Here is a 22,412-nt window from a genome sequence, read left to right on the forward strand (position 1 = left end):
GGCCTCTTGGGTTTTGATATCAATCCGTGATCGTTGGGTCGTCTGTACCGAAATCACGCACGGCATTCGGTGTTTCGTGCGCTTTGGCCAGAGTCCAACGGACGCGGGTCGCATAGGACATTGCGCGGGAGGATAAAACCACTTGTTGCGTAGAACGGGGTTTTAACCGACCTTTTTCTAGGTAAACAGAGGTTTCCAGCCCCATTTCGGCGCTTCCATCGTGGCGCATGACCCAGATTTCGCCGCTTTTGAGCGTGAGAGACACCGCGGTTCCGCCCAGATCCAGCGACGCAACGACATCTGGGTGCAGGTGGAACCGCACGGAATAGGGGATTCCTTCTGGTTCACGCAGGCGGACCTGATCGAACCGTTTTTCATCGGCGCGGCTAAGGGTGGTCAACACATCTTCGCCGCTGATGGTACGCCCGTCCAGCGACAGGTCCAACGTCCGCGCATGGGTCAAACCGTGGGTCGACAAATACCCGTTATGGGCCATTTCCAAACGGGTCGCATTATTCACCGTGCTTTGCTGCGCCAGAACGTAATCGGGCACATCCAGCAATAATTCTTCTTCGCCGTGGACCCGTTTGGATGACCCTAACCGAGACGATGAATATCCTTCGATGGATAGCGTCGAATGACTGGCCGTTGCGCGGCCATAACTTTTCCATTCAGGGCCGAAATCGCCGCCCGCCCCTGCGCTCACGATCATGGGCCGACGCCCCGATGTCACTTCGATCGCGCAGGTCGATGCATGCGCCTCATAACTGGCTTTGCCGCTGGGCGGGGCGGCTGCATCAGCGATCAACGTCGTGCGGCCAGCCGCCAAACGGGCGTATCCCATGTGACGCAGGTTATTGGGCTGTTCTTTGTTGCCCGATTCCACCAGCGCATAATCCAGACGCCCATCAATACCGCGTCCACCGCCATGAAAACGGGCAAGCCCGCCATCAGCATGGCGCAACGCACGCAAAGTCGGAGCGATACGGTCAATCGCCGCGCGGATCGGCACAGGAACGTCGCGGCCCGCTTCGGCCAAAGCTTTGGCGACCCACGATAAAAGGGTCAGCACCTCTAACAGCTCTTCGGGGTTACGCGTTGGAACACCGCCTTCGGCGTTAATCTGGGTTTGGCAATCTTTGGTCAGGGCCGACAGTGCCGCATCTACGTGTTGCTGCATGCCTTCTAATGACAAGCCCGCATAGACCATGCCCGACAACGCCTCGAACCGCGCAAGTCCAGGACGGGCTGATTTCCATCGGCGCGACAAAAATACGGACTGACGCGCCAGCGAAATCAAAAACCGTTCGGTGTCGACCTTTTCTCGGCCCCGCATCAGGAAAAAAGCGTGATTGATCCAGCGGATCAGGCGGCGACCTGTCAAATCCGGTGTCCAGCCGGCCCCTTTGCCGCCATCAAAACGGTCAATCCAACCATAGACCCAATCTTGGGCTTTGATACGTGCCTTGTGATCGCCGACGGCAGCCAGATCATCCAGCCACGCGCATCCCTGAATATGACGCGCTGTTTCTGATTGATCGGGCGCAATATCCCAGATGGATGCCTCTGGCGCTTCGATCAATTGGCCCGCGAACAGGAAATTTCCCGCCGATAGCTGGCGCCCACGGGCGAACAAACCAATCGAACGTGGCTCTGGCTGAGACACAAGCCCCTTGGGCGGCCGCGCGCGCGCCGCTAACCGCGCAGTCACGCGATTCATGATTCGGGTGCCTTTTCCACGCCACATCATGGTGGGAAACCTTGATATTTCTGCCTCGGGGTCTGCGGTGTCCGCATTGTTGTTGGCGGGGATGTTAACCGCCAACCCCCTTCATGTCACGCAGGCTTTGTCACGACTGCGATATAGAACCCATCCATGCCGCCCAAATCGCGCCAATAGTCAGGACGCAGACGCAGGCCGCCTTCTTCGGTGATCCAATCGGGGTCGATCCCGTCGATGGCGCGGATCGCGTCGGTGTTGACGGTCAGGTCGGGGTGACGGTCCAGCAGGTCATCAATTTGAACCTCGCCTTCGTCGGGCAGCAGGCTACAGGTACAGAACACCAAACGCCCGCCAGGTTTTAGCAAGGTCAGCGCGTGATCCATGATCTGGATCTGGATTTCGAACAGTTCACCAAATTCGCTGCCGTCTTTGGCATGGGGCAAATCTGGGTGGCGACGGATCGTACCGGTGGCCGAACAAGGCGCATCCAACAGGATCGCGTCATAGCCGCCTTCAGTCAGTTGCAACGCGTCGGCCACAACTACATTCGCCTTTAGCCCAGTGCGGGTCAGGTTTTCGGACAAACGCTCCATGCGGCCTGCGGAAATATCCACCGCCGTGACGTCGGCGCCTGCGGCTGCCAACTGCATGGTTTTACCGCCCGGTGCTGCGCATAAATCCAGCACCTTTTCGCCCGCCTGCGGGGCCAACGCACGCGCCGCCAATGCCGCTGATGCATCCTGCACCCACCAATCGCCCGACGCGAAACCATCCAGCGCAGATAGCTGCACACCTGCAGGCAAACGCACCGACCCTGTCGGCAACACGGTACCGCCCAGTTTTTCAGCCCAGCCCGCCGCATCGGATTTCACCGTGATATCAATCGCAGCCCCTGCAAAATGCGCGTTTTCAATCCCCGCAATCGCCTTGTTTCCCCATGCGTCAATCAATGGATTGCGAATCCATTTCGGCAGTTGCGGAACGGGCATTTTGCCCCAGTTCGGCGCGCCTTCGTCCGCGACTTTGCGCAGAACGGCGTTTACCAGACCCTTTAGTTTCGCATTCTTTTTATCGCGGCCCACGATTTCGACATAAGCGTTCACAACGCCATGCCCTGCCCCACCTTCGCAAATCTCATACGCGCCCAAACGCAGCGCGTTCTGCACAGGGCCCGCAGGGCGTTTGCGCAAATGGGGTTTCAAAACGCGGTCCAGACGATCCATCGACCGCAGGGTGCCGGTGACAATGCGCTGAACGCGGGCGCGGTCGTCGGCCTCGAGGCGGGATAGCTTGGCCGGCATGACTTCGGACAGTAGCCGCTGGTCTTCGGTCACTGAATTCAGCAAAGAATGTGCCGTGCGGCGTGCAGCTAATCCGGTTTGTGTCATGGCGTCCTCTTGGCCCTTGGGATAACCCCGACTATATCAGAGCCACACAAGGGACAAGGAAAGCCTATGATAGACCGCAAAGACCTGCCCCCCGCCGCCCAGCGCGCATTGGCCGAAGCCGAAGAGCGCCGCAAAGCCGCAAAGCCGTTGGACCTGCCCACAGAACTGGGTGGTCGCGACGGCCCAGAAGCCGTCCGCTATGGCGATTGGGAGAAAAAAGGAATCGCGATCGATTTTTGAATGTCTGTAGTGATTACAGGCCCAGAACGTCGATCATCGAATATTCACCAGGGGCTTTGCCTGCGGCCCACTGGGCAGCTTTGACTGCGCCGCGTGCGAAAACAGCGCGGTCCGTCGCAACGTGGCGCAGGGTGATACGTTCGCCAGCCGCCGCAAACAGCACGTCATGTTCCCCCACGATATCACCGCCGCGGATAACCGCGAAACCGATGTCGCCTTTTTTGCGGGCGCCAGTAATCCCGTCACGGCCCGAATCGCGCACGTCTTTTAGATCAACGCCGCGGCCTTTTGCGGCGGCTTCGCCCAGCATCAGGGCGGTGCCCGACGGCGCGTCGACTTTTTTATTATGATGCGCCTCAATGACTTCGATATCGAAATCTTCGTCCAGTGCGGCGGCAACCTTTTCGGCCAGAACGGTCAGCAGGTTCACACCCAGCGACATGTTGCCTGCACGAATTATCACCGTGCGTTTCGCCGATTCTGCGATGGCGGCCAGATGATCGTCGTCAAATCCGGTGGTGCCGATGATATGCGCGATGCCCGCATCCGCTGCCGCATCGGCAAAAGCGACAGTCGCCGCAGGGGCCGTAAAATCAATGACGGCAGAGGCATTTGCGAACGTTGCAGCCACGTCATCCGACACGATCACGCCCAGCTCCGCGCCGTCCATCGCAGCGCCAACATCGCGGCCGATCCAGTCATGACCTGGGCGTTCCAGAACGCCAGCCAGACGCATTTTTCCCGATTCCAAAACGGTTTTGATCAGCATCTGACCCATGCGGCCAGAACATCCTGTGATCACTACACCAGGTAAATCGGTCATTTTATCGTCCTTTAACTGTCGTCACTTCTGCGTGGGTCCCTGCTTGCCCATCAAACCGCGCCTTGGCAAGGGACAACAGGTGGCGTAGACGGGGAATATGGCAAACAACCGATTTAATACTGGCTCTGGCCCCTCTCAACGACAGCTACGTGTTGGCGAATTGCTGCGCCGTGCGCTGTCTGATGTTCTGCAACGTGGCGATGTGCACGATCCTGATCTGGCGCGTATGTCCATCACCGTAGGCGAGGTCCGCTGTTCCCCCGATCTGAAAAACGCAACGGCCTATGTGTTGCCTTTGGGCGGGCACAAGCAGGATGAATGCCTGACAGCGCTGCGTCGCAACTCTGCCGAGCTACGCCACCTGCTGACGCGCGGCATCACGTTGAAATATGCGCCAAAGCTGAAATTCGAATTGGACCGCACGTTCGACCGTATGGACGACACACGCCGTATGTTGGCCGACGAACACGTCCAGCAGGATCTAGATCACGGCGACGAAGAAGAGTGATCCGAACAATCACCCTAGCGGCCAGCCTAATGCTGGCATCGGCCGCAGGGGCGGTCACCTGCGAAGATCGCGGCGACATCACCCTATGCACCGTTGACGCCACGACCGAAGATTTGCGCCTGTTCCACACAGACCCAGACGGCAATCTATTGGGCAGCTTTTACCCGATCGAGGACGCATTTGGCGAACTACAGTTCGCGATGAACGCTGGCATGTACCACGATGACCGCGCGCCGGTTGGCCTGCATTTGGAAAACGGCGTTGAAACCATGTTTCTGGTGCCCAACCCCGGCCCCGGCAATTTTGGGATGCTGCCGAACGGTGTTTTTTGCATCGGCGATGGTTTCGTATCCGTCATCGAAACACTGGCTTATCGCGACAATCCGCCAAACTGCGACTTTGCCACCCAATCAGGGCCGATGCTGGTGATCGATGGTGACCTGCATCCACGGTTCATTGATGGCAGCACATCGCGCTACATCCGAAATGGCGTTGGCGTGTCGGACGACGGCAAAACAGCCTATTTCGCGATTTCAAACCGACCTATCAATTTCTGGGACTTTGGCAGTTTTTTCCGCGATGAACTGGGCGTTTCAAACGCGCTGTATTTCGACGGCAAAGTATCGCGCCTATTCGCACCAGATCTAGGGCGCCGCGATGGTGGGCCGCGCATGGGACCTATGGTTGGGGTAATCGCGCCCGAATAACGATTGACCGACCCGCCTAACGGCGATAGCAGGCCGCCCTGCACGCATTCGGAGGACGACATGGGCAAACGTAAAGGACGCGATATTTCGGGTTGGTTGATCATCGACAAACCAGCCGGCATCACTTCTACCTCTGTCGTGAACAAAGTGCGCTGGGCGTTTAACGCGAAAAAGGCCGGCCACGCAGGCACGTTGGACCCTGACGCAACGGGCGTATTGGCCGTAGCACTGGGCGAGGCGACCAAAACGATCCCCTACATCACCGATGCGCTAAAGGCGTATGAATTTTCGGTCACATTAGGCGCGGCCACCAACACCGACGACGCCGAGGGCGAAATTATCAAATCATCCGACCACCGCCCCACCGACGATGACATCAAATCGGCGCTGGGCGGATTTTTGGGTGACATCATGCAGGTGCCGCCAAAATTTTCCGCTGTGAAAATCGACGGCGAACGCGCCTACAAACTGGCTCGCGATGACGAAGAATTCGAAATCGCCGCCCGCCCGCTGTGGGTCGAAGAATTGTTGATGATCGACCGTCCTGACGCTGACCATGTTCTACTTGAAATGACCTGCGGCAAAGGTGGCTATGTGCGGTCCATCGCCCGCGATCTGGGGGAAACCTTGGGATGCTATGGCCACGTGGAATGGCTGCGCCGTATCTGGTCTGGATCGTTCACTGTGGAAAACGCTGTAACGTTGGAACAGATCGACGCCTTGGCAAAAATGCCTGAAATAGACTCTCTTTTGCGGCCACTAGAGGACGGCTTGGTTGATCTAGAAGAGGTCAAATGCCCGCCCGAAAGCCTGACCAAATTGCGCAACGGCAACGCGGCAGTCGTGATCGCTCATGATGTCGAATACGGCGAAGAGGTCTGGGCCAGCTATGACGGCGAAGCGGTTGCCGTTGGGACGTTCAAGGCCGGAGAGCTGCACCCCAGCCGCGTGTTTGTTAAGCCGCAGTCAGCGTAAACTGAGCATCATCGTATAGCGCATCAATTTCGTCGTCACCCCACGGTAAAACGGCCGTATCGGGGTCAACGTCTGGGCTAAATTCAGCAACAGCATAGCCGTAGCCGCCGGTATCGATCAACGGATCGGTATCCACGGCCAACTCGGGCGTCATGAAATCATCCAGCTCTGCGCTATTGTCAGCATAGTCTTCAGCGTCGCCGTCGCTTGACGAAAAATCTACAGCCAGTCCAACACCAACTGTTGCGAACGTCAGTATACTTGCCCAGTCCATCAGCTTTACCTCAGGGGTTTATTAATCTTACCCGCTTTTATTTCTGCGGTTGGACAATCATATTGCGGATGAATTTGGTTAATTTATGTCGAAGAATGATCGAAAAAAGACATCAAAAAGGCGATGCAGCGTCGGTTGCAACCTATTCGGACTGCGAAAAATATCGCTATCTGCTTACGCGTGAATGGGACGCAACCCTGCCACGTGCGCTGTTCGTAATGCTCAACCCATCCACGGCGACAGAGGTGCAAAACGACCCCACCGTTGAACGCTGCGAACGGCGCGCACGGGCCTTGGGATTCGGTGCCTTTCGGGTCACCAACATATTTGCATGGCGCGACACCGACCCAAAACATATGCGTGCCGCCAAAGATCCTATTGGGCTATATAATGACGATGCCATCCGCGATTCCGCGATGAATTGGATCCGCGATGGGGACCAGATCATTTGCGCATGGGGCGCACATGGCGACCATTTAGGCCGCGGACATGCTGTTGAATTACTGCTGCGCGGCACGGGCAGACCACTATATTCTCTGGGACTGACCAAAGCGGGGCACCCGAAACACCCCCTGTATATTGGATATGACCGCCAGCCAGAGCTGTGGCCCGTTAACCAATAAACTCGGAAAACCTTGTTTTCATCGACCGATCGGCGTTTGTCGTAAGGCAGACGTATCTTTGGTGGATAATGCGATGTTTTTCCTGCTTAGCCTTGTCAGTGTTGCGATGGTTGGCGCCGTTCTGTTGCCCGACCCAACCACCGAAGAAGACGACATCGCGCTGGGGACCGATGCAGATGACGACCTATCAGGTGGCGGCGGGAACGATTATCTGGACGGGCTAGATGGTGACGATGCCATATCAGGCGGCAATGGCGACGATGACGTTATCGGCGGTTTGGGTGACGACGCTGTTTTCGGCGATGATGGGCAGGATACCGTAAATGGCAGCGCAGGCTTTGACACGATCTCTGGCGGCGCAGGCGATGACGTATTGAATGGTGGGTCTGGCGATGACCACATCTGGGGCGACAGCGGTGACGATTCCCTGCTCGGGTCTCTAGGCGATGACACCATGTACGGCGGCGCAGGCGCAGATGTTCTGCACGGTGGCTCTGGTGACGACACTCTGACGGGCGGCGAAGACGATGATCGCGATTACGTCAATGGCGGCGCAGGCGATGACATTTTGTATGGCGGCGCGAATGACAACTTGAACGGTGGCAGTGGCGCAGACGAATTCATCATCGCCACAGACGGGTTGATCGACATTGATGATTTGACAGAGGCCGATACGTTGTCGATTACAACAGACGGGACTGAACCTAGCCTTACCACCAGAACCGCTGATGATGGTTTGATCCTATATGCCGACGGACATGCGATCGCCTATTTACGTGGACTGACCGAATTTGACGTATCACGCGTCCAGTTCACCAACGACTAAGTGGTTTTTCCTTTATTTCTTGCGCAGAATCGCCTATGCGCCACCAATCTGCTTGCAGATACTCCACGGGCCTTGCTGGACGACATCCCGGCACGCGCCATAACCCTTAACCTTAAAGGAGACCCCGATGTCGATCACTGCAGAAGAAAAAGCTCGTCTGATCAAAGAATTCGCAACCAAAGAAGGCGACACCGGTTCGCCAGAAGTTCAGATTGCAATTCTGTCGTCGCGCATCGCGACTCTGACCGAGCACTTCAAAACACACAAAAAAGACAACCACGGCCGTCGTGGCCTGCTGATGATGGTTGCTCAGCGTCGTAAGCTGCTGGACTACGTCAAAGGCAAAGACGAAAGCCGTTATCAGTCGCTGATCCAGCGTCTGGGCATCCGCCGCTAATTTAGCGTCGAATGATGTTTTTAACGCCCGCTTGGTTCGACCAAGCGGGCGTTTTTCATATTTAGGCCTTATTTATCCGTAGAACTGCGGCAAATTCCATTTAAGAAAGATTTCAGCGCGGCAACACAACCCGCAAGAGTATTGATAAACAGGCGTAGTAATGACTTCGGTATCTTATTCGACGAACCGCATTTTGTTTCAGCGGGCAGCAGTGGCAATGACAGTGATCGGATTGATCATCATGGTTGCCGTGATCCTGTCGAAAAACGACGGCATGTTGGTCTATTCGTTGGATGATCCGTATATTCACCTGTCTTTGGCGGAAAACCTGCTGCGCGGTCACTACGGGATCAATCTAGGCGAAACCGCATCACCGTCGTCGTCGATATTGTACCCATTTGTGTTGGCGCTGGGATTGGGCGCCCAGTTGGGCACCTATGCGCCGCTGATTATTAATATCGTCGCCATGTGCGCGGCGATTTGGCTGCTGGCAGGCCGACTGTTCGACGCCACAGCGTCTGAAACGGACCACACGCAGTCGCCGCTGCGGTTTTTGACCCTTCTTACCTTGATGTTCACCTTCAGCGCCGTGGCATTGCCTCTGACCGGGATGGAACACAGCCTACACGTTCTAGCTAGTGTGATGGTCATCGTCGGCTTGGCGGACATGGCATCGCAGAAACAAGCCCCGAACTGGATGTTGATCGCGGGGATCATCCTGTGTCCGCTGCTGCGGTTCGAAGGCCTGGCCCTATCAGGCGCTGCGCTGTTGATGATTGCGCTATATGGTTACTGGACCCGCGCGATTTTGACAGGCGGGGTAATCGTGGCGTTCATCGCTGTCTACATCGCCGCAATGACATCGCTGGGCCTGCCGCCTTTGCCGAGTTCGGTCATGGTGAAATCATCTGCCTCGGCTGCGGCGGCAGACAGCAACATGACGTCGATGGTGCAGAGCATTATCGACAACCTCGCGCGGGCATTCACGCACCGTCAGGCAATGTTTGTCGCCGGTTTTTCGGCCGTGTTGTTGTTGGGCGCTGTACTGCAATCGACGCGCGCCATGTGGCCAGTTGCCATTGCTGCGGCGCTGGCGGGGGCCGCGCATATTGTGGCGGGACGCTGGGGCTGGTTCGGCCGATACGAGGTTTACGTACTGGCGTTTCAAATCACTGCCATCCTGATCGTTTTCCGCCCGATGCTGACCGCGCCGAATGTCATTCGCATTGCGCCTGTCATCTTGATCGCCATTGGGATTCTGACCGCAAAACCATATATTTCTGTGACAAAAAATACGCCCGCCGCCGCACATTGGGTGTACGGCCAGCAGTTCCAGATGCACCGTTTCGCGACCGAATATTTCCCCAAAGCCGTCGCCGTAAACGATTTGGGTTGGGTCAGCTATGACAATGACACCTATGTTCTGGACCTATGGGGGCTGGGGTCTGAACAGGTACGTAAACTACGCGCTGAGGTCGGGCACCAGCCTGAATGGATAACCGAACTAACCCGCGAACACGGCGTTGTTTATGCCATGGTTTACGACCAATGGTATTTCGGAAACCTGCCCCCAGAATGGTGCCGCATCGGCACATTATCAACGCCCGCCACGGATCTGGAATTTATCGGGGATGTGTCGATCTATTTGGTCGACGAAAGTCACGGCTCAGACCTGCGCGATGCGTTGAACCAGTTCGCCCCCACTGTTCCCCAGAATGTCACCGTCACCGTTCACGACTGCGTATCCTGATTTAAACAGAACGCTTTCATTAGGGGCGATTTTCATGTATGCGCACAACATCTGAGACGTTGCGCCCAGACCCCGGCGCTCGAGTTACGATACAGGGGTCGGTGGCAATGGGGCCACCATGCAAACGGGAGACCCGCAGGGGCGGGAGTGCTCCCAACTAGGATACGCTGATGTTCAACGAAGTGAAAAAATCAATCCAGTGGGGCGAAGAGACCCTAACACTGGAAACCGGCAAAGTTGCACGCCAAGCCGACGGCACCGTAATCGCCACTCTGGGCGAAACCTCGGTAATGGCAAACGTGACTTTCGCCAAAGAACAGAAACCGGGTCAGGACTTTTTCCCGCTGACTGTTCACTACCAAGAAAAATACTACGCTGCGGGTAAAATCCCAGGCGGTTTCTTTAAGCGTGAAGCACGCCCAACCGAAAAAGAAACCCTGACCGCACGTCTGATCGACCGTCCGATCCGTCCGCTGTTCGCACCTGGCTTCAAAAACGAAGTTCTGGTGATGTGCACCGTTCTGTCCCACGATCTGGTCAACGACCCTGACATCGTCGCAATGATCGCAGCATCGGCTGCACTGACCATTTCCGGCGTTCCGTTCATGGGCCCAATTGCTGGCGCGCGCGTTGGTTACGAAGACGGCGAATACGTTCTGAACCCACAAGTCGACGACATGGACAACCTGCGCAACAACCCAGACCAGCGTCTGGATCTGGTTGTAGCTGGCACCAAAGACGCTGTGATGATGGTTGAATCCGAAGCGTACGAGCTGACCGAAGCAGAGATGCTGGGCGCCGTAAACTTTGCTCACCAGCAGATCCAACCTGTCATCGACCTGATCATCGATCTGGCTGAATCGTCGGCAAAAGAGCCGTTCGAATTCGCATCGCCTGACTATTCGGACCTGTACAACGTCGTAAAAGCAGCTGGCGAAGACCAGATGCGTGCAGCCTATGCAATCACCGACAAACAGGAACGCGTTGCTGCTGTGGCTGCTGCCAAAGAAGCCGTAAAAGCGACCCTGACCGAAGAACAACTGGAAGACGCGAATCTGGGTTCGGCCCTGAAAAAGCTGGAATCCAACGTTCTGCGCGGTTCGGTTGTTAAAGAAGGCAAACGCATCGACGGTCGTGCACTGGACGAAGTTCGCGACATCGTTTGCGAAACTGGCATGCTGCCACGTACCCACGGTTCGGCTTTGTTCACCCGCGGCGAAACTCAAGGCCTGGTTGTGACCACTCTGGGCACCGGCGACGACGAACAGATCATCGACGCGCTGCACGGCAACTTCCGTTCGAACTTCTTGCTGCACTATAACTTCCCTCCATATTCGGTAGGCGAAGTTGGCCGCGTTGGTTCCCCCGGTCGCCGTGAAATCGGCCACGGTAAACTGGCATGGCGCGCGCTGCAGGCTGTTCTGCCGGCACCAACCGATTTCCCATACACCATCCGCGTTGTATCCGAGATCACCGAATCCAACGGCTCGTCCTCGATGGCGTCGGTCTGTGGTGGTTCGCTGTCCATGATGGACGCAGGCGTTCCGCTGAAAGCACCAGTTGCTGGCGTTGCTATGGGTCTGGTTCTGGAAGACGACGGTTCCTACGCAGTTCTGACCGACATCTTGGGCGACGAAGATCACCTGGGCGACATGGACTTCAAAGTAGCAGGTACCGAAAACGGCATCACCTCGCTGCAGATGGACATCAAGGTTCAGGGCATCACGCCAGAGATCATGGAAAAAGCACTGGAGCAGGCACGCGCTGGCCGTCTGCACATCCTGAGCGAAATGTCCAAATCCCTGACGTCCGCGAACGAATTCTCGGTTCACGCACCACGCATCGAAACCATGCAGATCCCAACGGATAAAATCCGCGAAGTGATCGGTTCGGGCGGTAAAGTGATCCGCGAGATCGTTGAAACCTCGGGCGCGAAAGTCGACATCAACGACGACGGCGTGATCAAAATCGCATCGTCGAACGGTGACGCGATCCAAAAGGCATACGACATGATCTATTCGATCGTGGCAGAGCCAGAAGAAGGCAAAATCTACAAAGGCAAAGTCGTCAAACTGGTCGACTTCGGTGCTTTTGTGAACTTCTTTGGCAAACGCGACGGTCTGGTCCACGTATCCCAGATCGAAAACCGCCGCCTGAACCACCCTTCGGACGTTCTGAAAGAAGGTCAGGAAGTTTGGGTTAAACTGCTGGGCTTTGATGACCGCGGGAAGGTACGCCTGTCGATGAAAGTCGTGGATCAGGAAACCGGCGAAGAAGCCAAAAAAGAAGAAGCTGCAGAAGAGTAATTCGGCATCTTCTACAATACGGAAAGGCCCCGAGTTTCGGGGCCTTTTTCGTTACAAATCCGCCAAAATTGCATCGCGCCGTTTGTCACGCTCATCAACATCTTTGGATGTATATTTACCTGATTTCACGTCATCTTCGGCAGGATAATATTCTGCATCTAGATAGGTCATAAATGCATCACGCAGCGCGCTGTCGAAATTTACTGATTTAGGGTCCGATAAAACGGATCTCAGCGCGGATGCATCACCAACGCAATGCACAAGCCCTTTGATCCCATAGAACGCTTGCCCCAGAACAATGACAGGTTTGTCATAGAAAAACGCCTGTAGGCCCACAGACGAATTGATATTCAAAACGGCCTGAGACGACTGCACCTGCTGAAATGTATCCGTCACGTTATCAACACGGAATTTGTCGGATTCCATTTCACGCAGTTTGTCAGCAAACCCCACTTTGGCAGATGGATGTTCCTTAATTCGAAGATGCCATCCATCTGGCAACGCATCGGACGCTGATTTGAGTTCATCGATCATATGTTCGACTGATTTGATCCAACCACCATAGATCGTAATTTGGCTATCGCCCGGCACCTGCAAAGGGCAAAAAATATAGTTCTCTTGCGCTAGACCACTATCACCTGCGGCCTGCCCCACATCCTGCCGATTGGTTTTCCGAGCGACAAGATGTTCACCCTGCTTGCGCCAAGCATCACTTTGCTGATCACTTTGCGCCATCCACGCCCGATAAAATGCAGGAATACGCGGCAGGCCTGAACCATAATTCACGCCACTGGTGTCAATTGTCAGGCGGTTAGGGAATGGGCTTTCTTCAAAGTAATATACACTGTGCCCAAGCGATTTGGCAGCGTCCGACAGCATCCGACGACGCCCCTTAATCCCGTTCCAAACAACCAGAAATGCGCGATCTTTTTGTCGAAAAAAATGAAAAGCCCAGCGTGACTGGCAGGCCAGAAAAAACCGCTTTAGCGCTTTTTTCATTGGTGAATGCGCCGGTTTAGTCGCCGAATTCAGAGCAATCTCTATTTCCGCTTTAGACGAGCGGCGCCCGAAGACGCGGATGCCAACCAATTTAATTTGTTCGTAACGTCCGTAGTCACTTACAAATCCGGAAAAGATCTCTTTTTCACGTTTCTTACCCGATCCATCGATGATGGGCATGGCGGGCAAGTTTTCAAAATCCAAATCAATCATGTCTTTGACGCCTGCGGCAGATCATATCCCAATTCTTTAAAATCGGTGCCATATAAGTCTGCGAGCAGGTCCAATTCTGCCACGGTGAACTGATCGGCAGCTTTTGCAGTGGTGTTCAGCTTTTTCAAATCAGCAACCTCGGTCATGCCGCGTTTTGCCAACTCTGATTTAATTACCAACCAATCGTCAGATAGGTTTTCAAAGTGGAATACGTTTAACAAACCGCTTTTAGATGCGCGGTCCAACAACATGGTTTGGGGCATGAAATGATCATTCAGCGCCCATTGGGGCCACGCGCTGCATTTACGCAAAAACGGCTCAAACTCGATCCGTTCTTTGATCCCCATTCTTTGTAGGGGAACGAAAATAGGATCTCGTTCAATCAGTTTATTGCGCCATGCGCTTTTTGCGCGCGACGACGGATCGCGCACAACGGTAAAGACATACCAATCGCTATTTGCACGTTTAAAAAATGAACTACTGGGCTCTAGCAAAGAACGCGTGCGGTTATGGATATCTTTGCTGTGGCCTTGGTCTTCGACCGACAAATACGGCAAAAGCGCCGTTCTGATTGACGTATTGGCCGCTTTGGGCATCGGTAGATAGGCGACCTTGTATTCATCAAAAGCTAAAACGGGCGCATCAGTTAGGTCACGTTTGCCAATTGCGCGGTTAAACCAAATTTCCAACAACTGCGGTGTTTTCAGCCAGCCAAACGGCATAAATTCGCCTTTCAAATATCACATGCGGGTACGTAGCACGGTTTCTGGTCGCTCGCCAGTTCAGGGCAAATCAGCCACGATATGTGAATTTGATGCCCAGTGCCTTGAATATTCACACCTGCGTGTACCATCTAGGCACACATATCGCCCAAGGCTATCGTCCTAGGGTAATACGAATAAGGTGTATAATGTTAAGTCGTCGTCAATTTATTCTTTCCGCAAGTGTATTTTCTGCAGCGCCTGCTTTGGCCAATACCGAAACAGTTGATCTCGCGTCTTGGAAAGAGGAATTGATTGCATCGCTTCCTGGAAACACCGAAGGTCGTTACCAAATTCCTGAACCCTATTGGGCGAAACTGGTAGAGGTGAACCTAAGCCTACCGGTGGGCGAAATTCACATTCTGCCCCAGACCAAGCACCTGTATTACACCGTCGCCCCTGGTTACGCGATCCGCTATGGTTGTGCGATCGGGTCCGAAGGTTTGGCCTATTTCGGCACGGGCATCATCAGCCGCAAGGTCGAATGGCCCAGCTGGACGCCAACGCCTGAAATGATCGAGAGAGATCCAGCCGCCTATGAACAATACGCAGACGGCATGCCTGGCGGACCGAACAACCCTTTGGGTGCGCGTGCCTTGTATGTCTATGAAAATGGGCGTGACACAGCGATCCGCGTTCATGGCACCACGAACCCGCGCAGCATTGGTAGCGCGTCATCGAACGGCTGTTTCCGCATGTACAACAGCCACGTCATCGACCTGTACGACCGCGTACCGATCGGTACGAAAATCCACGCCTACTAGGTCTAGATAATCTCGTCTTCGTCGAACAACGGCTGATCATCCATTTGTTCGGCCAAGGTTTCCATGGTGTCGGCCGCCGCTTCTAGCTTGGGCAATAGTGCGACATGAAACAGTGCGTCGCCTTCGTTAACCACGGGCAGATTTGTGCGTCCGATTATGATGCCGGATTCGTCGGCGGTGACTTCGGTGTCATGTTCGCCGAACGGATCGGACACGATGCCCAACAAGTCGCCTTCTACAACAGTATCACCGGCCTGTTTGAACATGCGGATCAACCCGCCAGCCGGTGCGCGCAGCCACGTGGACGATTTTGTTTGGATAGGCGACGCTTTGGGTTTGGTGACGCCGCGCGATGCGATCATACCTAATTCGCGCATCACCCGCAGAACGCCCATGACCCCTGTTCGGGCGGCATATTCGTCAAACCGCAGACCTTCGCCTGCTTCGTACAACAGCATGTCACAGCCCAGATCGGCAGCGGCATAACGCAACGATCCATCTCGCAATTTTGACGGAATAATCACAGGCGCACCGAACACTTTGGCCATGTGCATCATACGGTCGTTACCCGAATTCACGCGGATCTGGGGCAAATTCGTGCGCTGAATCGCAGCCGAGTGTAAATCGATCCCAAAATCACTACGTTTCACAATTTCGGTCATGAATAAATTGGCCAAACGCGCCGCCAAAGATCCAGATGCTGACCCTGGGAAACACCGGTTTAAATCACGTCGGTCAGGCAGATAACGAGAATGGTTTAAAAAACCAAAAGTATTCACGATCGGCACTGCGATCAGCGTCCCGTGCAAACGATCCATGTTGGGCATCCGCAGCAGACGGCGCACAATTTCGACGCCGATCACTTCGTCCCCGTGGATTGCGGCGGATACGAACATGACAGGGCCGTCTTTTTTGCCGTGAATAACCTGCGCCGAAAGGTTTACAGGCGTATGATCGGACAGAACGCTGACGGGCAGGTCAACCGTCGCCCGCGTCCCTGCTTCAATTATCACACCGCCCAATTCAAATGGCGCACGACGGCTCATCAGCCTTTTCCTTTGGTACGGGTTTTACCCGCGACCGCATTCTTTTCGATGAATTCGATGATCTTGGTCGCGATATCGACACCAGTCGCGTTTTCAACACCTTCCAGACCTGGCGAAGAGTTCACCTCCATGACCACGGGACCATGGTTGGCACGCAGCATATCGACGCCGCAAACGTTCAGACCCATGCATTTGGCCGCGCGGATTGCGGTTGCACGTTCTTCGGGGGAGATTTTGATCGACTGAGCCGACCCACCGCGGTGCAGGTTCGAACGGAATTCACCTTCGGCGCCTTTACGTTCCATCGCAGCCACGACTTTGCCGCCGACAACGAATGCGCGGATGTCGCTACTGCCTGCTTCTTTGATGAACTCTTGCACCATGATGTTCACGTCCGCGCCGCGGAACGCCTCGACCACGGATTTTGCGGACCGTTCGGTATCGGCCAAAACCACGCCGATGCCTTGGGTGCCCTCTAGCAGTTTGACAACCACAGGGGCGCCGCCAGCCAGTTTGATCACCTCGTCCGTGATTTTCGGATCATGGGCAAAGGTTGTGACCGGCAGGCCAATGCCATCACGCGCCATCAACTGCATCGACCGAAGTTTGTCGCGGCTGCGGCCAATCGCAACAGATTCGTTAAGTGGGTAAACGCCCATCATTTCGAACTGGCGCAGCACGGCCAGACCATAGAACGTAACCGACGCGCCAATGCGCGGGATCACCGCGTCATACAGCGGCAGTTTTTCACCGTTGTAATACACCTCGGGACGGCGGCTTGCGATGTTCATATAGCAGCGCAGCGTCTTGATGATGTCGAACTCGTGGCCCCGTGCTTCGGCAGCTTCTTTCATGCGCTGATGCGAATAAAGGGACGCGTTCTGGGCTAGCATTGCGATTTTCATTTGCGTTCCTTTCGGGTGCCATCGGCCAAATGGGATCGACCAGCATCAACTAAAATATTTCGACGCCGGATCGCGGTCCGGCCTAAGATCATGGGAAAAGTCATATTGGCGCGGTTTGCCAATGATACCTCGACCCGCCATTTACGCCCGCCCAATGTCAGCAGGGTTTCGATGACCAGCCGTTCCTGCGGAACCCCTGAGGTATTTTTGATCTCGCGTGCGTCAACCAATGGGGCTTCGCATTCCAGACCTTTTTCCAGTCGCGCGTGCGGCACATGGAACCGCACCCATTTGCGCCCATCGCGGTCAAATACCTTGATCCGCGTGGCATGAATGGCAGACGTGCGTGCGCCAGTATCAACCTTGGCCACAGCCGCAGTGATACCCAGTTCGGGCAGTCCGACGGTTTCACGCCATCCGATAATCATAGGGGGATTCGTTGCCATTGGCACAACTTTCACAGTTTCATCGCCCCGTTAGGGCAATGCCATTTCTGTGTCTATAAAAATTATCGGCCAACGAAAAAGCCCCGCACAATGGCGGGGCTTTGACAACGTTCAGGCGTCTTAGGCCTTGTGTTTTGCAGTCCGCAGGTACGGCAGTTTGATGTCCAGATCGCCGTATTTTTCTTTGGCTTGTTCGTCGTTCAAAGACAGCGCAACGATCACGTCCTGACCCAGTTCCCAGTTAGCTGGAGTTGCGATCGGGTTGCCAAAGGTTGCTTGCAATCCGTCCAGAGCGCGCAGAACCTCGGCAAAGTTACGGCCAACCGACATTGGGTAGGTCATTGTCAGCTGCAGTTTTTTGTCTGGCGACACGATGAATACCGAACGCACGGTTGCGGTGTCAGCTGGGGTACGGCCATCAGGAAGGTAGGCTTCGGCTGGCAGCATGTCGAACGCTTTGGCGACAGCCAGATCGGTGTCTGCGATGATCGGGAAACCAGCGGTTGCACCAGCGAATGTTTCGATGTCGCCTTTCCACTGCTTGTGCTCTTCAACACCATCTACGGAAATACCCATGACTTTGGTGCCGCGTTTCGCCCATTCGTCAGCCAGCTGTGCCACAGCGCCGAATTCGGTGGTGCAAACAGGCGTGAAATCTTTTGGGTGGGAAAACAAAATGGCCCAGCTGTCGCCGATCCAGTCGTGCAGCGCAAATTCGCCCTGATCGGTGGTGACAGTCAAATTCGGGATTACATCATTAATACGCAGAGCCATGAGGGCCTCCTTTTTCAAATGTTCGTCGGACATATAAGATGTATGTGACGTTACCGCTAGCTCGCTTGCGCTTTTGCCGCACATTGATATTGTGCAACCCAAAATATGATCAAATTATCAGGGAGTAGGTGAGATGATCGAGAAACGCGAATTTTACATCAATGGTGAATGGGTTAGCCCATCCGCACCGCGTGATTGTCATGTGATCAACCCATCAAACGAAGAACCCTGTGCGGTCATTTCGCTGGGCGATCAGGCCGACACTGATGCGGCCGTTACTGCGGCGACTGCGGCGGGTCCAGCGTGGGCCGCAACGCCCCCCGCAGAACGTAAAGCGTTGGTTGCCAAAATTCTGGACCAATACAACCTGCGCAAAGAAGAAATGGCCCAAGCGATCAGCATGGAAATGGGTGCGCCCATCGACATGTCCCGCGACGATCAGGCAGAGACCATCCCATGGCACTTGGGCAATTTCCTGAACGCGTTTGACGAAATCGAATGGATCCGTCCACTGCGCGATGACGTCACGGATACTCAAATCGCGATGGAGCCTATCGGCGTGGTCGGCCTGATCACTCCATGGAACTGGCCAATGAACCAAGTGACGCTCAAGGTGATCCCCGCCCTGCTAGCGGGCTGTACCATCGTCCTGAAACCATCCGAAGAATCGCCGCTGTCGTCGATGCTGTTCGCAGAATTCATCCACGACGCGGGGATCCCTGCGGGTGTGTTCAATCTGGTGAACGGCGACGGTATGGGCGTCGGCACGCAGCTGTCCGCGCATGAAGACGTGCAAATGATCAGCTTTACCGGTTCGACCCGCGCGGGCCGTGCGATTTCGAAAACCGCCGCCGAAACCATGAAACGTGTGACGCTGGAATTGGGTGGCAAAGGCGCGAACCTAGTGTTCGCCGACGCCGATGAAAAAGCGGTGGTTCGCGGCGCGCGCCATTGTTTTTACAACTCTGGCCAATCGTGCAACGCGCCAACCCGTATGCTGGTCGAACGCAGCTATTACGACCAAGCCATCGAAATCGCCAAAGACGTCGCTGAAAAGACAGCTGTTGGCCCTGCTGACCAATCGGGACGCCATATCGGCCCTGTCGTCAACAAACGCCAATGGGACCAGATTCAGGGTCTGATCCAATCAGGAATCGACGAAGGCGCGACGCTGGTTGCTGGCGGTTTGGGACTGCCCGAAGGCATGAACAAAGGGTTCTATGTGCGCCCAACCGTTTTCGCAGATGTAAAACCGGGCATGACGATCGAAAAGCAGGAAATTTTTGGCCCTGTTTTATCGATCATCCCATTCGATACCGAAGAAGAAGCCGTTCAGATTGCAAACGATACCATTTACGGCCTAACCAACTATGTGCAGTCGACCGACACAGATCGCCGCCGTCGCCTGTCTCGTCAGTTGAAATCCGGCATGGTTGAAATGAACGGTCGCAGCCGCGCCGCTGGCGCACCTTTCGGCGGCGTCAAAGCCTCGGGTCGCGCCCGCGAAGGCGGCGTTTGGGGAATCGAAGAGTTTCTGGAAATCAAAACCATCGCAGGTTGGGATTAATCAGCACCTAAGGTTTTCCTTAGGTTGAAAGCAAGCTGAACTGTTCACATCTAACTACCGACCGTCACCCGTCGGTAGTTCTTTATCCTTAATTGCCGTATAATTTTGTACGATTTACATAATTTTTCGGCAGATAGGTTTTATCATGCAGAGCTCTGCAAAGAAAATCATTCATGTCAGTGGCTTACCCGGTATGCCGCTCGTGTGCGCATTGACCGAGTTTGAACAGAACGCGCAAGACATCGCAGATTTCATGCAAGACCTGCTGCCTGATTTTCCAATAATAGTGGTCGCAGCGGACCCTGATTGGATCGCCCACAACACGTTCAAGTTCGTTCGATTTATTCGTGATCAGCAAACGCATCTAAATGCGGCGAAACTCATCATGATTGGCCGTGAACGCGCCGCAAATAGTTTGATTACAGTATTGAATAGCGAACCCAGCCTATTTTCAGACCTGATCCTGCTGAACCCGCTGGATTGGAAACCGGCACCTGCCAACCTGAACCTTACAGGAAAACGCATTTTGATCACCTGGAACACACCGCTCAAAACTGAGGACGAACACCGGCTTCAGGCTTATGCAGACAGTTTCAGGGCTCTTTCCGCACGAGTATTTTGGAACGTGTCTGAATTCTCTGGCGACCCAGCATTCGAAGCCCAAGCAATGCGGACTTTTATCGCCTAAAAGGGCGCTTTAGCCGTGAATTTCATACCCTTACCCGTATCAGGGTGTTGGATTTGCAGCGTTTCAGAATGCAACATAAGGCGCGGAAAATCCCGCGCAGGGCCAGTTGCATAAAAAGGATCGCCCAAAATCACATGCCCCAATTCGCGCATGTGAACCCGCAACTGATGCGACCGGCCGGTTTTAGGCATCAGTCGTACCCGAGATTCTGCGTCTGTTGCCTTGATCACTCGGTAATCTGTGACTGCCGGTTTTCCATTTTCATGGTCCACCATTTGCAACGGACGGTTCGGCCAATCAACGATCAGAGGCAAATCTACCGTGCCGGTTTTTTCGGTCATTCGGCCCCAAACGCGGGCAACATAGGTTTTTTTGGTCTTTCGTGCCTCGAACTGCTGACCCAGTTTTTTCTGCGCATTCGGGGTCAGACCAAAAATCATCACACCAGATGTATCGCGATCCAAACGATGCACCAACAGCGCCGTTGGAAACGCTGCCTGAACCCGCGTGATTAGGCAATCGGCCAGATGCTCTCCACGTCCAGGCACAGACAAAAGCCCTGATGGTTTATCGACCACTAGGATTTCATGATCTTCGTGCAGGACAACCAAAGGGTCGTTGGGCGGGTTATAATCAGCAGACATAGGCCCGTTTCGCATCACCGTCCACAGGACGCAAGAGGGTTACAGGCGTCCAAACACGTGGGTCAGGATCGCGGTCAAACCATCTGCATCATCTTGCGTAAATGCAGCTGGCCGGTCGCTATCGATATCAAACACACCAATCACATCCCCCGCGCCATTGAAAACGGGCAAAACGATTTCAGACAAAGTAGACGACGAACAGGCGATGTGATCGGCAAAGGCATGTACATCGTCAACCAATTGTACCTGTTGGGTACGCGCTGCCGCGCCACATACTCCCCGCGCAAACGGGATCACCAAACACCCATGCCCACCCTGATAAGGACCGATTTTCAGGACTTCTGGCGCGGTTACACGGTAAAACCCCGTCCAATCAAATCGGTCGTCAGCATGATGCACTTCGCAAACGACCGTTGCCATGAGCGCAACCTCGTCAGATTCACCTTTCGTCAGCGCATCGATTGTTCGAAACAACTCTGAGTAATCAACCATTGGGTCCATCCGGTATTTTGCATGTTCTACATGCGAATCGCATATGCGAAAGGGATATCATCCTGCCCTTTTCCGCCAATGAATTCGCAACGTTTATAAACGATAGTGAAGGGGTAGCTGAAGTTAAGCTTCCCTCGGTGTTGCGTAAATAAGCCCCCACCCAGTTTCGCAACACCGGGGTACTTTAGTTCAACTGAACCTGAAGCTCATACTGGCCATCATGAAATGGGCCAAAAAACTCTTCTACATCAGGATGTTGAACAGGTTCGCCGGAATAGTCTGCGATGAGGTTCTGTTCAGACACATAAGCCACGTAGAAGCTTTCTGAATTTTCGGCCAGTAGATGATAGTACGGCTGATCTTTGCGCGGGCGCACATCTTCGGGGATGGATTGATACCAGTCTTCGGTATTCGCAAATTCTGGGTCCACATCGAAAACCACACCACGAAAAGGGTGTTTTCGATGACAAACCACCTGACCCAACTGATATTTTGCACGCGTCTTTAACATAGCTTTGACATTAACCACCGCCTTTGATGATTGTCCATGAAACACCACGTGATGAACGGAAA

25 protein-coding genes are annotated in these 22,412 nt (G+C 54.5%); 12 read left to right on the forward strand and 13 right to left on the reverse strand.

The window, feature by feature from the left end:
- Window positions 1-19: 19 nt before the first annotated feature.
- On the reverse strand, window positions 20-1,720 hold the full coding sequence (locus BVC71_RS06565; RefSeq protein ID WP_086451251.1) for a heparinase II/III family protein: 1,701 nt from the start codon (window positions 1,718-1,720) through the stop codon (window positions 20-22).
- 116 nt (window positions 1,721-1,836) lie between these two features.
- Entirely contained in the window at window positions 1,837-3,111 is a 1,275-nt protein-coding gene (locus BVC71_RS06570) for an RsmB/NOP family class I SAM-dependent RNA methyltransferase (RefSeq protein WP_086450859.1), read from the reverse strand.
- A gap of 66 nt (window positions 3,112-3,177) precedes the next feature.
- Here BVC71_RS06570 and BVC71_RS06575 point away from each other — a divergent pair, with 66 nt between their 5' ends.
- A complete protein-coding gene (locus tag BVC71_RS06575) occupies window positions 3,178-3,351 on the forward strand; it encodes a DUF1674 domain-containing protein (protein WP_086450860.1) in 174 nt (57 codons plus the stop codon).
- Window positions 3,352-3,364: 13 nt separating this feature from the next.
- Here BVC71_RS06575 and dapB read toward each other — a convergent pair whose 3' ends face one another.
- Window positions 3,365-4,174: a 4-hydroxy-tetrahydrodipicolinate reductase gene (dapB, locus tag BVC71_RS06580; protein WP_086450861.1), complete on the reverse strand. Its 810-nt coding sequence runs from the start codon at window positions 4,172-4,174 to the stop codon at window positions 3,365-3,367.
- 97 nt (window positions 4,175-4,271) lie between these two features.
- Here dapB and rbfA point away from each other — a divergent pair, with 97 nt between their 5' ends.
- From rbfA to truB, 3 genes are read left to right on the forward strand one after another with little or no spacing between them, the layout of a single operon-like run.
- The gene (gene rbfA / locus BVC71_RS06585) at window positions 4,272-4,682 is read left to right on the forward strand and encodes a 30S ribosome-binding factor RbfA (RefSeq protein ID WP_086450862.1); all 411 of its coding nucleotides are present in this window, start codon (window positions 4,272-4,274) and stop codon (window positions 4,680-4,682) included.
- Window positions 4,679-5,389: a phosphodiester glycosidase family protein gene (locus BVC71_RS06590; protein WP_420845599.1), complete on the forward strand. Its 711-nt coding sequence runs from the start codon at window positions 4,679-4,681 to the stop codon at window positions 5,387-5,389. The genes rbfA and BVC71_RS06590 overlap by 4 nt, the downstream gene beginning before the upstream one ends.
- A gap of 60 nt (window positions 5,390-5,449) precedes the next feature.
- A complete protein-coding gene (gene truB / locus BVC71_RS06595; RefSeq protein ID WP_086450864.1) occupies window positions 5,450-6,364 on the forward strand; it encodes a tRNA pseudouridine(55) synthase TruB in 915 nt (304 codons plus the stop codon).
- On the opposite strand, the gene BVC71_RS06600 is transcribed toward truB, so the two are convergent.
- Window positions 6,345-6,638, reverse strand: a complete 294-nt coding sequence (locus BVC71_RS06600) for a hypothetical protein (RefSeq protein ID WP_086450865.1) — start codon at window positions 6,636-6,638, stop codon at window positions 6,345-6,347. The two genes, truB and BVC71_RS06600, sit on opposite strands and share 20 nt — an antisense overlap.
- A 95-nt stretch (window positions 6,639-6,733) precedes the next feature.
- Here BVC71_RS06600 and BVC71_RS06605 point away from each other — a divergent pair, with 95 nt between their 5' ends.
- The 5 genes from BVC71_RS06605 (at window position 6,734) to pnp (ending at window position 12,540) form a co-directional block, all read left to right on the forward strand.
- Window positions 6,734-7,261, forward strand: coding sequence for a DUF1643 domain-containing protein (locus BVC71_RS06605; protein ID WP_086450866.1), 528 nt, complete (start codon window positions 6,734-6,736; stop codon window positions 7,259-7,261).
- 73 nt (window positions 7,262-7,334) lie between these two features.
- Entirely contained in the window at window positions 7,335-8,087 is a 753-nt protein-coding gene (locus BVC71_RS06610; protein WP_205905958.1) for a calcium-binding protein, read from the forward strand.
- Between the two features lie 127 nt (window positions 8,088-8,214).
- Window positions 8,215-8,484: a 30S ribosomal protein S15 gene (rpsO, locus tag BVC71_RS06615; protein ID WP_086450868.1), complete on the forward strand. Its 270-nt coding sequence runs from the start codon at window positions 8,215-8,217 to the stop codon at window positions 8,482-8,484.
- A 160-nt stretch (window positions 8,485-8,644) separates the two neighbouring features.
- Window positions 8,645-10,234 (forward strand): hypothetical protein, encoded by a 1,590-nt coding sequence (locus BVC71_RS06620; protein ID WP_086450869.1) that lies wholly within the window; start codon window positions 8,645-8,647, stop codon window positions 10,232-10,234.
- Between the two features lie 170 nt (window positions 10,235-10,404).
- The gene (pnp, locus tag BVC71_RS06625) at window positions 10,405-12,540 is read left to right on the forward strand and encodes a polyribonucleotide nucleotidyltransferase (protein WP_086450870.1); all 2,136 of its coding nucleotides are present in this window, start codon (window positions 10,405-10,407) and stop codon (window positions 12,538-12,540) included.
- 51 nt (window positions 12,541-12,591) lie between these two features.
- Here pnp and BVC71_RS06630 read toward each other — a convergent pair whose 3' ends face one another.
- Window positions 12,592-13,752, reverse strand: a complete 1,161-nt coding sequence (locus tag BVC71_RS06630) for a capsular polysaccharide export protein, LipB/KpsS family (RefSeq protein ID WP_086450871.1) — start codon at window positions 13,750-13,752, stop codon at window positions 12,592-12,594.
- Window positions 13,749-14,474 carry a sulfotransferase family 2 domain-containing protein gene (locus BVC71_RS06635; protein WP_086450872.1) on the reverse strand — a complete coding sequence of 242 codons (726 nt, stop codon included), beginning with the start codon at window positions 14,472-14,474 and terminating at the stop codon, window positions 13,749-13,751. Before BVC71_RS06635 ends, BVC71_RS06630 begins: the two co-directional genes overlap by 4 nt.
- 188 nt (window positions 14,475-14,662) lie before the next feature.
- On the opposite strand from BVC71_RS06635, the gene BVC71_RS06640 reads away from it, so the two are divergent.
- The gene (locus tag BVC71_RS06640; protein ID WP_086450873.1) at window positions 14,663-15,277 is read left to right on the forward strand and encodes a L,D-transpeptidase; all 615 of its coding nucleotides are present in this window, start codon (window positions 14,663-14,665) and stop codon (window positions 15,275-15,277) included.
- Window positions 15,278-15,279: 2 nt separating this feature from the next.
- Here BVC71_RS06640 and BVC71_RS06645 read toward each other — a convergent pair whose 3' ends face one another.
- The 4 genes from BVC71_RS06645 to BVC71_RS06660 all read right to left on the reverse strand — a co-directional run bounded on the left by BVC71_RS06645 (window position 15,280) and on the right by BVC71_RS06660 (window position 18,448).
- Window positions 15,280-16,323 carry a succinylglutamate desuccinylase/aspartoacylase family protein gene (locus BVC71_RS06645; RefSeq protein ID WP_086450874.1) on the reverse strand — a complete coding sequence of 348 codons (1,044 nt, stop codon included), beginning with the start codon at window positions 16,321-16,323 and terminating at the stop codon, window positions 15,280-15,282.
- Complete coding sequence (rimK, locus tag BVC71_RS06650; protein WP_086450875.1) at window positions 16,323-17,228, reverse strand: 30S ribosomal protein S6--L-glutamate ligase; 906 nt, start codon at window positions 17,226-17,228, stop codon at window positions 16,323-16,325. Before rimK ends, BVC71_RS06645 begins: the two co-directional genes overlap by 1 nt.
- Window positions 17,225-17,674 (reverse strand): ATP-dependent zinc protease family protein, encoded by a 450-nt coding sequence (locus BVC71_RS06655; protein ID WP_086450876.1) that lies wholly within the window; start codon window positions 17,672-17,674, stop codon window positions 17,225-17,227. Before BVC71_RS06655 ends, rimK begins: the two co-directional genes overlap by 4 nt.
- 120 nt (window positions 17,675-17,794) lie before the next feature.
- Window positions 17,795-18,448: a peroxiredoxin gene (locus BVC71_RS06660; RefSeq protein WP_086451252.1), complete on the reverse strand. Its 654-nt coding sequence runs from the start codon at window positions 18,446-18,448 to the stop codon at window positions 17,795-17,797.
- Between the two features lie 133 nt (window positions 18,449-18,581).
- Here BVC71_RS06660 and BVC71_RS06665 point away from each other — a divergent pair, with 133 nt between their 5' ends.
- Window positions 18,582-20,015, forward strand: coding sequence for an aldehyde dehydrogenase family protein (locus BVC71_RS06665; RefSeq protein ID WP_086450877.1), 1,434 nt, complete (start codon window positions 18,582-18,584; stop codon window positions 20,013-20,015).
- Window positions 20,016-20,160: 145 nt separating this feature from the next.
- Window positions 20,161-20,703 carry a hypothetical protein gene (locus BVC71_RS06670; protein ID WP_133064499.1) on the forward strand — a complete coding sequence of 181 codons (543 nt, stop codon included), beginning with the start codon at window positions 20,161-20,163 and terminating at the stop codon, window positions 20,701-20,703.
- On the opposite strand, the gene BVC71_RS06675 is transcribed toward BVC71_RS06670, so the two are convergent.
- The 3 genes from BVC71_RS06675 to hspQ form a co-directional block, all read right to left on the reverse strand.
- Window positions 20,700-21,347 carry an RluA family pseudouridine synthase gene (locus BVC71_RS06675; protein ID WP_086450879.1) on the reverse strand — a complete coding sequence of 216 codons (648 nt, stop codon included), beginning with the start codon at window positions 21,345-21,347 and terminating at the stop codon, window positions 20,700-20,702. The two genes, BVC71_RS06670 and BVC71_RS06675, sit on opposite strands and share 4 nt — an antisense overlap.
- A 39-nt stretch (window positions 21,348-21,386) precedes the next feature.
- Window positions 21,387-21,839 carry a GAF domain-containing protein gene (locus tag BVC71_RS06680; RefSeq protein ID WP_086451253.1) on the reverse strand — a complete coding sequence of 151 codons (453 nt, stop codon included), beginning with the start codon at window positions 21,837-21,839 and terminating at the stop codon, window positions 21,387-21,389.
- 184 nt (window positions 21,840-22,023) lie between these two features.
- Window positions 22,024-22,350, reverse strand: coding sequence for a heat shock protein HspQ (hspQ, locus tag BVC71_RS06685; RefSeq protein ID WP_086450880.1), 327 nt, complete (start codon window positions 22,348-22,350; stop codon window positions 22,024-22,026).
- Window positions 22,351-22,412: the final 62 nt, after the last annotated feature.

Source organism: Marivivens niveibacter, from assembly GCF_002150005.2.
Taxonomy (GTDB): Bacteria; Pseudomonadota; Alphaproteobacteria; order Rhodobacterales; family Rhodobacteraceae; genus Marivivens; species Marivivens niveibacter.

Excerpts from the sequence above, each read along its gene's own strand:
- BVC71_RS06565 (WP_086451251.1), bottom strand. The coding sequence starts at position 1,720 with ATGAATCGCGTGACTGCGCGGTTAGCGGCGCGCGCGCGGCCGCCCAAG.
- BVC71_RS06570 (WP_086450859.1), bottom strand. The coding sequence starts at position 3,111 with ATGACACAAACCGGATTAGCTGCACGCCGCACGGCACATTCTTTGCTG.
- BVC71_RS06575 (WP_086450860.1), top strand. The coding sequence starts at position 3,178 with ATGATAGACCGCAAAGACCTGCCCCCCGCCGCCCAGCGCGCATTGGCC.
- dapB (WP_086450861.1), bottom strand. The coding sequence starts at position 4,174 with ATGACCGATTTACCTGGTGTAGTGATCACAGGATGTTCTGGCCGCATG.
- rbfA (WP_086450862.1), top strand. The coding sequence starts at position 4,272 with ATGGCAAACAACCGATTTAATACTGGCTCTGGCCCCTCTCAACGACAG.
- truB (WP_086450864.1), top strand. The coding sequence starts at position 5,450 with ATGGGCAAACGTAAAGGACGCGATATTTCGGGTTGGTTGATCATCGAC.
- BVC71_RS06600 (WP_086450865.1), bottom strand. The coding sequence starts at position 6,638 with ATGGACTGGGCAAGTATACTGACGTTCGCAACAGTTGGTGTTGGACTG.
- BVC71_RS06605 (WP_086450866.1), top strand. The coding sequence starts at position 6,734 with ATGATCGAAAAAAGACATCAAAAAGGCGATGCAGCGTCGGTTGCAACC.
- BVC71_RS06610 (WP_205905958.1), top strand. The coding sequence starts at position 7,335 with ATGTTTTTCCTGCTTAGCCTTGTCAGTGTTGCGATGGTTGGCGCCGTT.
- rpsO (WP_086450868.1), top strand. The coding sequence starts at position 8,215 with ATGTCGATCACTGCAGAAGAAAAAGCTCGTCTGATCAAAGAATTCGCA.
- BVC71_RS06620 (WP_086450869.1), top strand. The coding sequence starts at position 8,645 with ATGACTTCGGTATCTTATTCGACGAACCGCATTTTGTTTCAGCGGGCA.
- pnp (WP_086450870.1), top strand. The coding sequence starts at position 10,405 with ATGTTCAACGAAGTGAAAAAATCAATCCAGTGGGGCGAAGAGACCCTA.
- BVC71_RS06630 (WP_086450871.1), bottom strand. The coding sequence starts at position 13,752 with ATGATTGATTTGGATTTTGAAAACTTGCCCGCCATGCCCATCATCGAT.
- BVC71_RS06635 (WP_086450872.1), bottom strand. The coding sequence starts at position 14,474 with ATGCCGTTTGGCTGGCTGAAAACACCGCAGTTGTTGGAAATTTGGTTT.
- BVC71_RS06640 (WP_086450873.1), top strand. The coding sequence starts at position 14,663 with ATGTTAAGTCGTCGTCAATTTATTCTTTCCGCAAGTGTATTTTCTGCA.
- BVC71_RS06645 (WP_086450874.1), bottom strand. The coding sequence starts at position 16,323 with ATGAGCCGTCGTGCGCCATTTGAATTGGGCGGTGTGATAATTGAAGCA.
- rimK (WP_086450875.1), bottom strand. The coding sequence starts at position 17,228 with ATGAAAATCGCAATGCTAGCCCAGAACGCGTCCCTTTATTCGCATCAG.
- BVC71_RS06655 (WP_086450876.1), bottom strand. The coding sequence starts at position 17,674 with ATGGCAACGAATCCCCCTATGATTATCGGATGGCGTGAAACCGTCGGA.
- BVC71_RS06660 (WP_086451252.1), bottom strand. The coding sequence starts at position 18,448 with ATGGCTCTGCGTATTAATGATGTAATCCCGAATTTGACTGTCACCACC.
- BVC71_RS06665 (WP_086450877.1), top strand. The coding sequence starts at position 18,582 with ATGATCGAGAAACGCGAATTTTACATCAATGGTGAATGGGTTAGCCCA.
- BVC71_RS06670 (WP_133064499.1), top strand. The coding sequence starts at position 20,161 with ATGCAGAGCTCTGCAAAGAAAATCATTCATGTCAGTGGCTTACCCGGT.
- BVC71_RS06675 (WP_086450879.1), bottom strand. The coding sequence starts at position 21,347 with ATGTCTGCTGATTATAACCCGCCCAACGACCCTTTGGTTGTCCTGCAC.
- BVC71_RS06680 (WP_086451253.1), bottom strand. The coding sequence starts at position 21,839 with ATGGTTGATTACTCAGAGTTGTTTCGAACAATCGATGCGCTGACGAAA.
- hspQ (WP_086450880.1), bottom strand. The coding sequence starts at position 22,350 with ATGTTAAAGACGCGTGCAAAATATCAGTTGGGTCAGGTGGTTTGTCAT.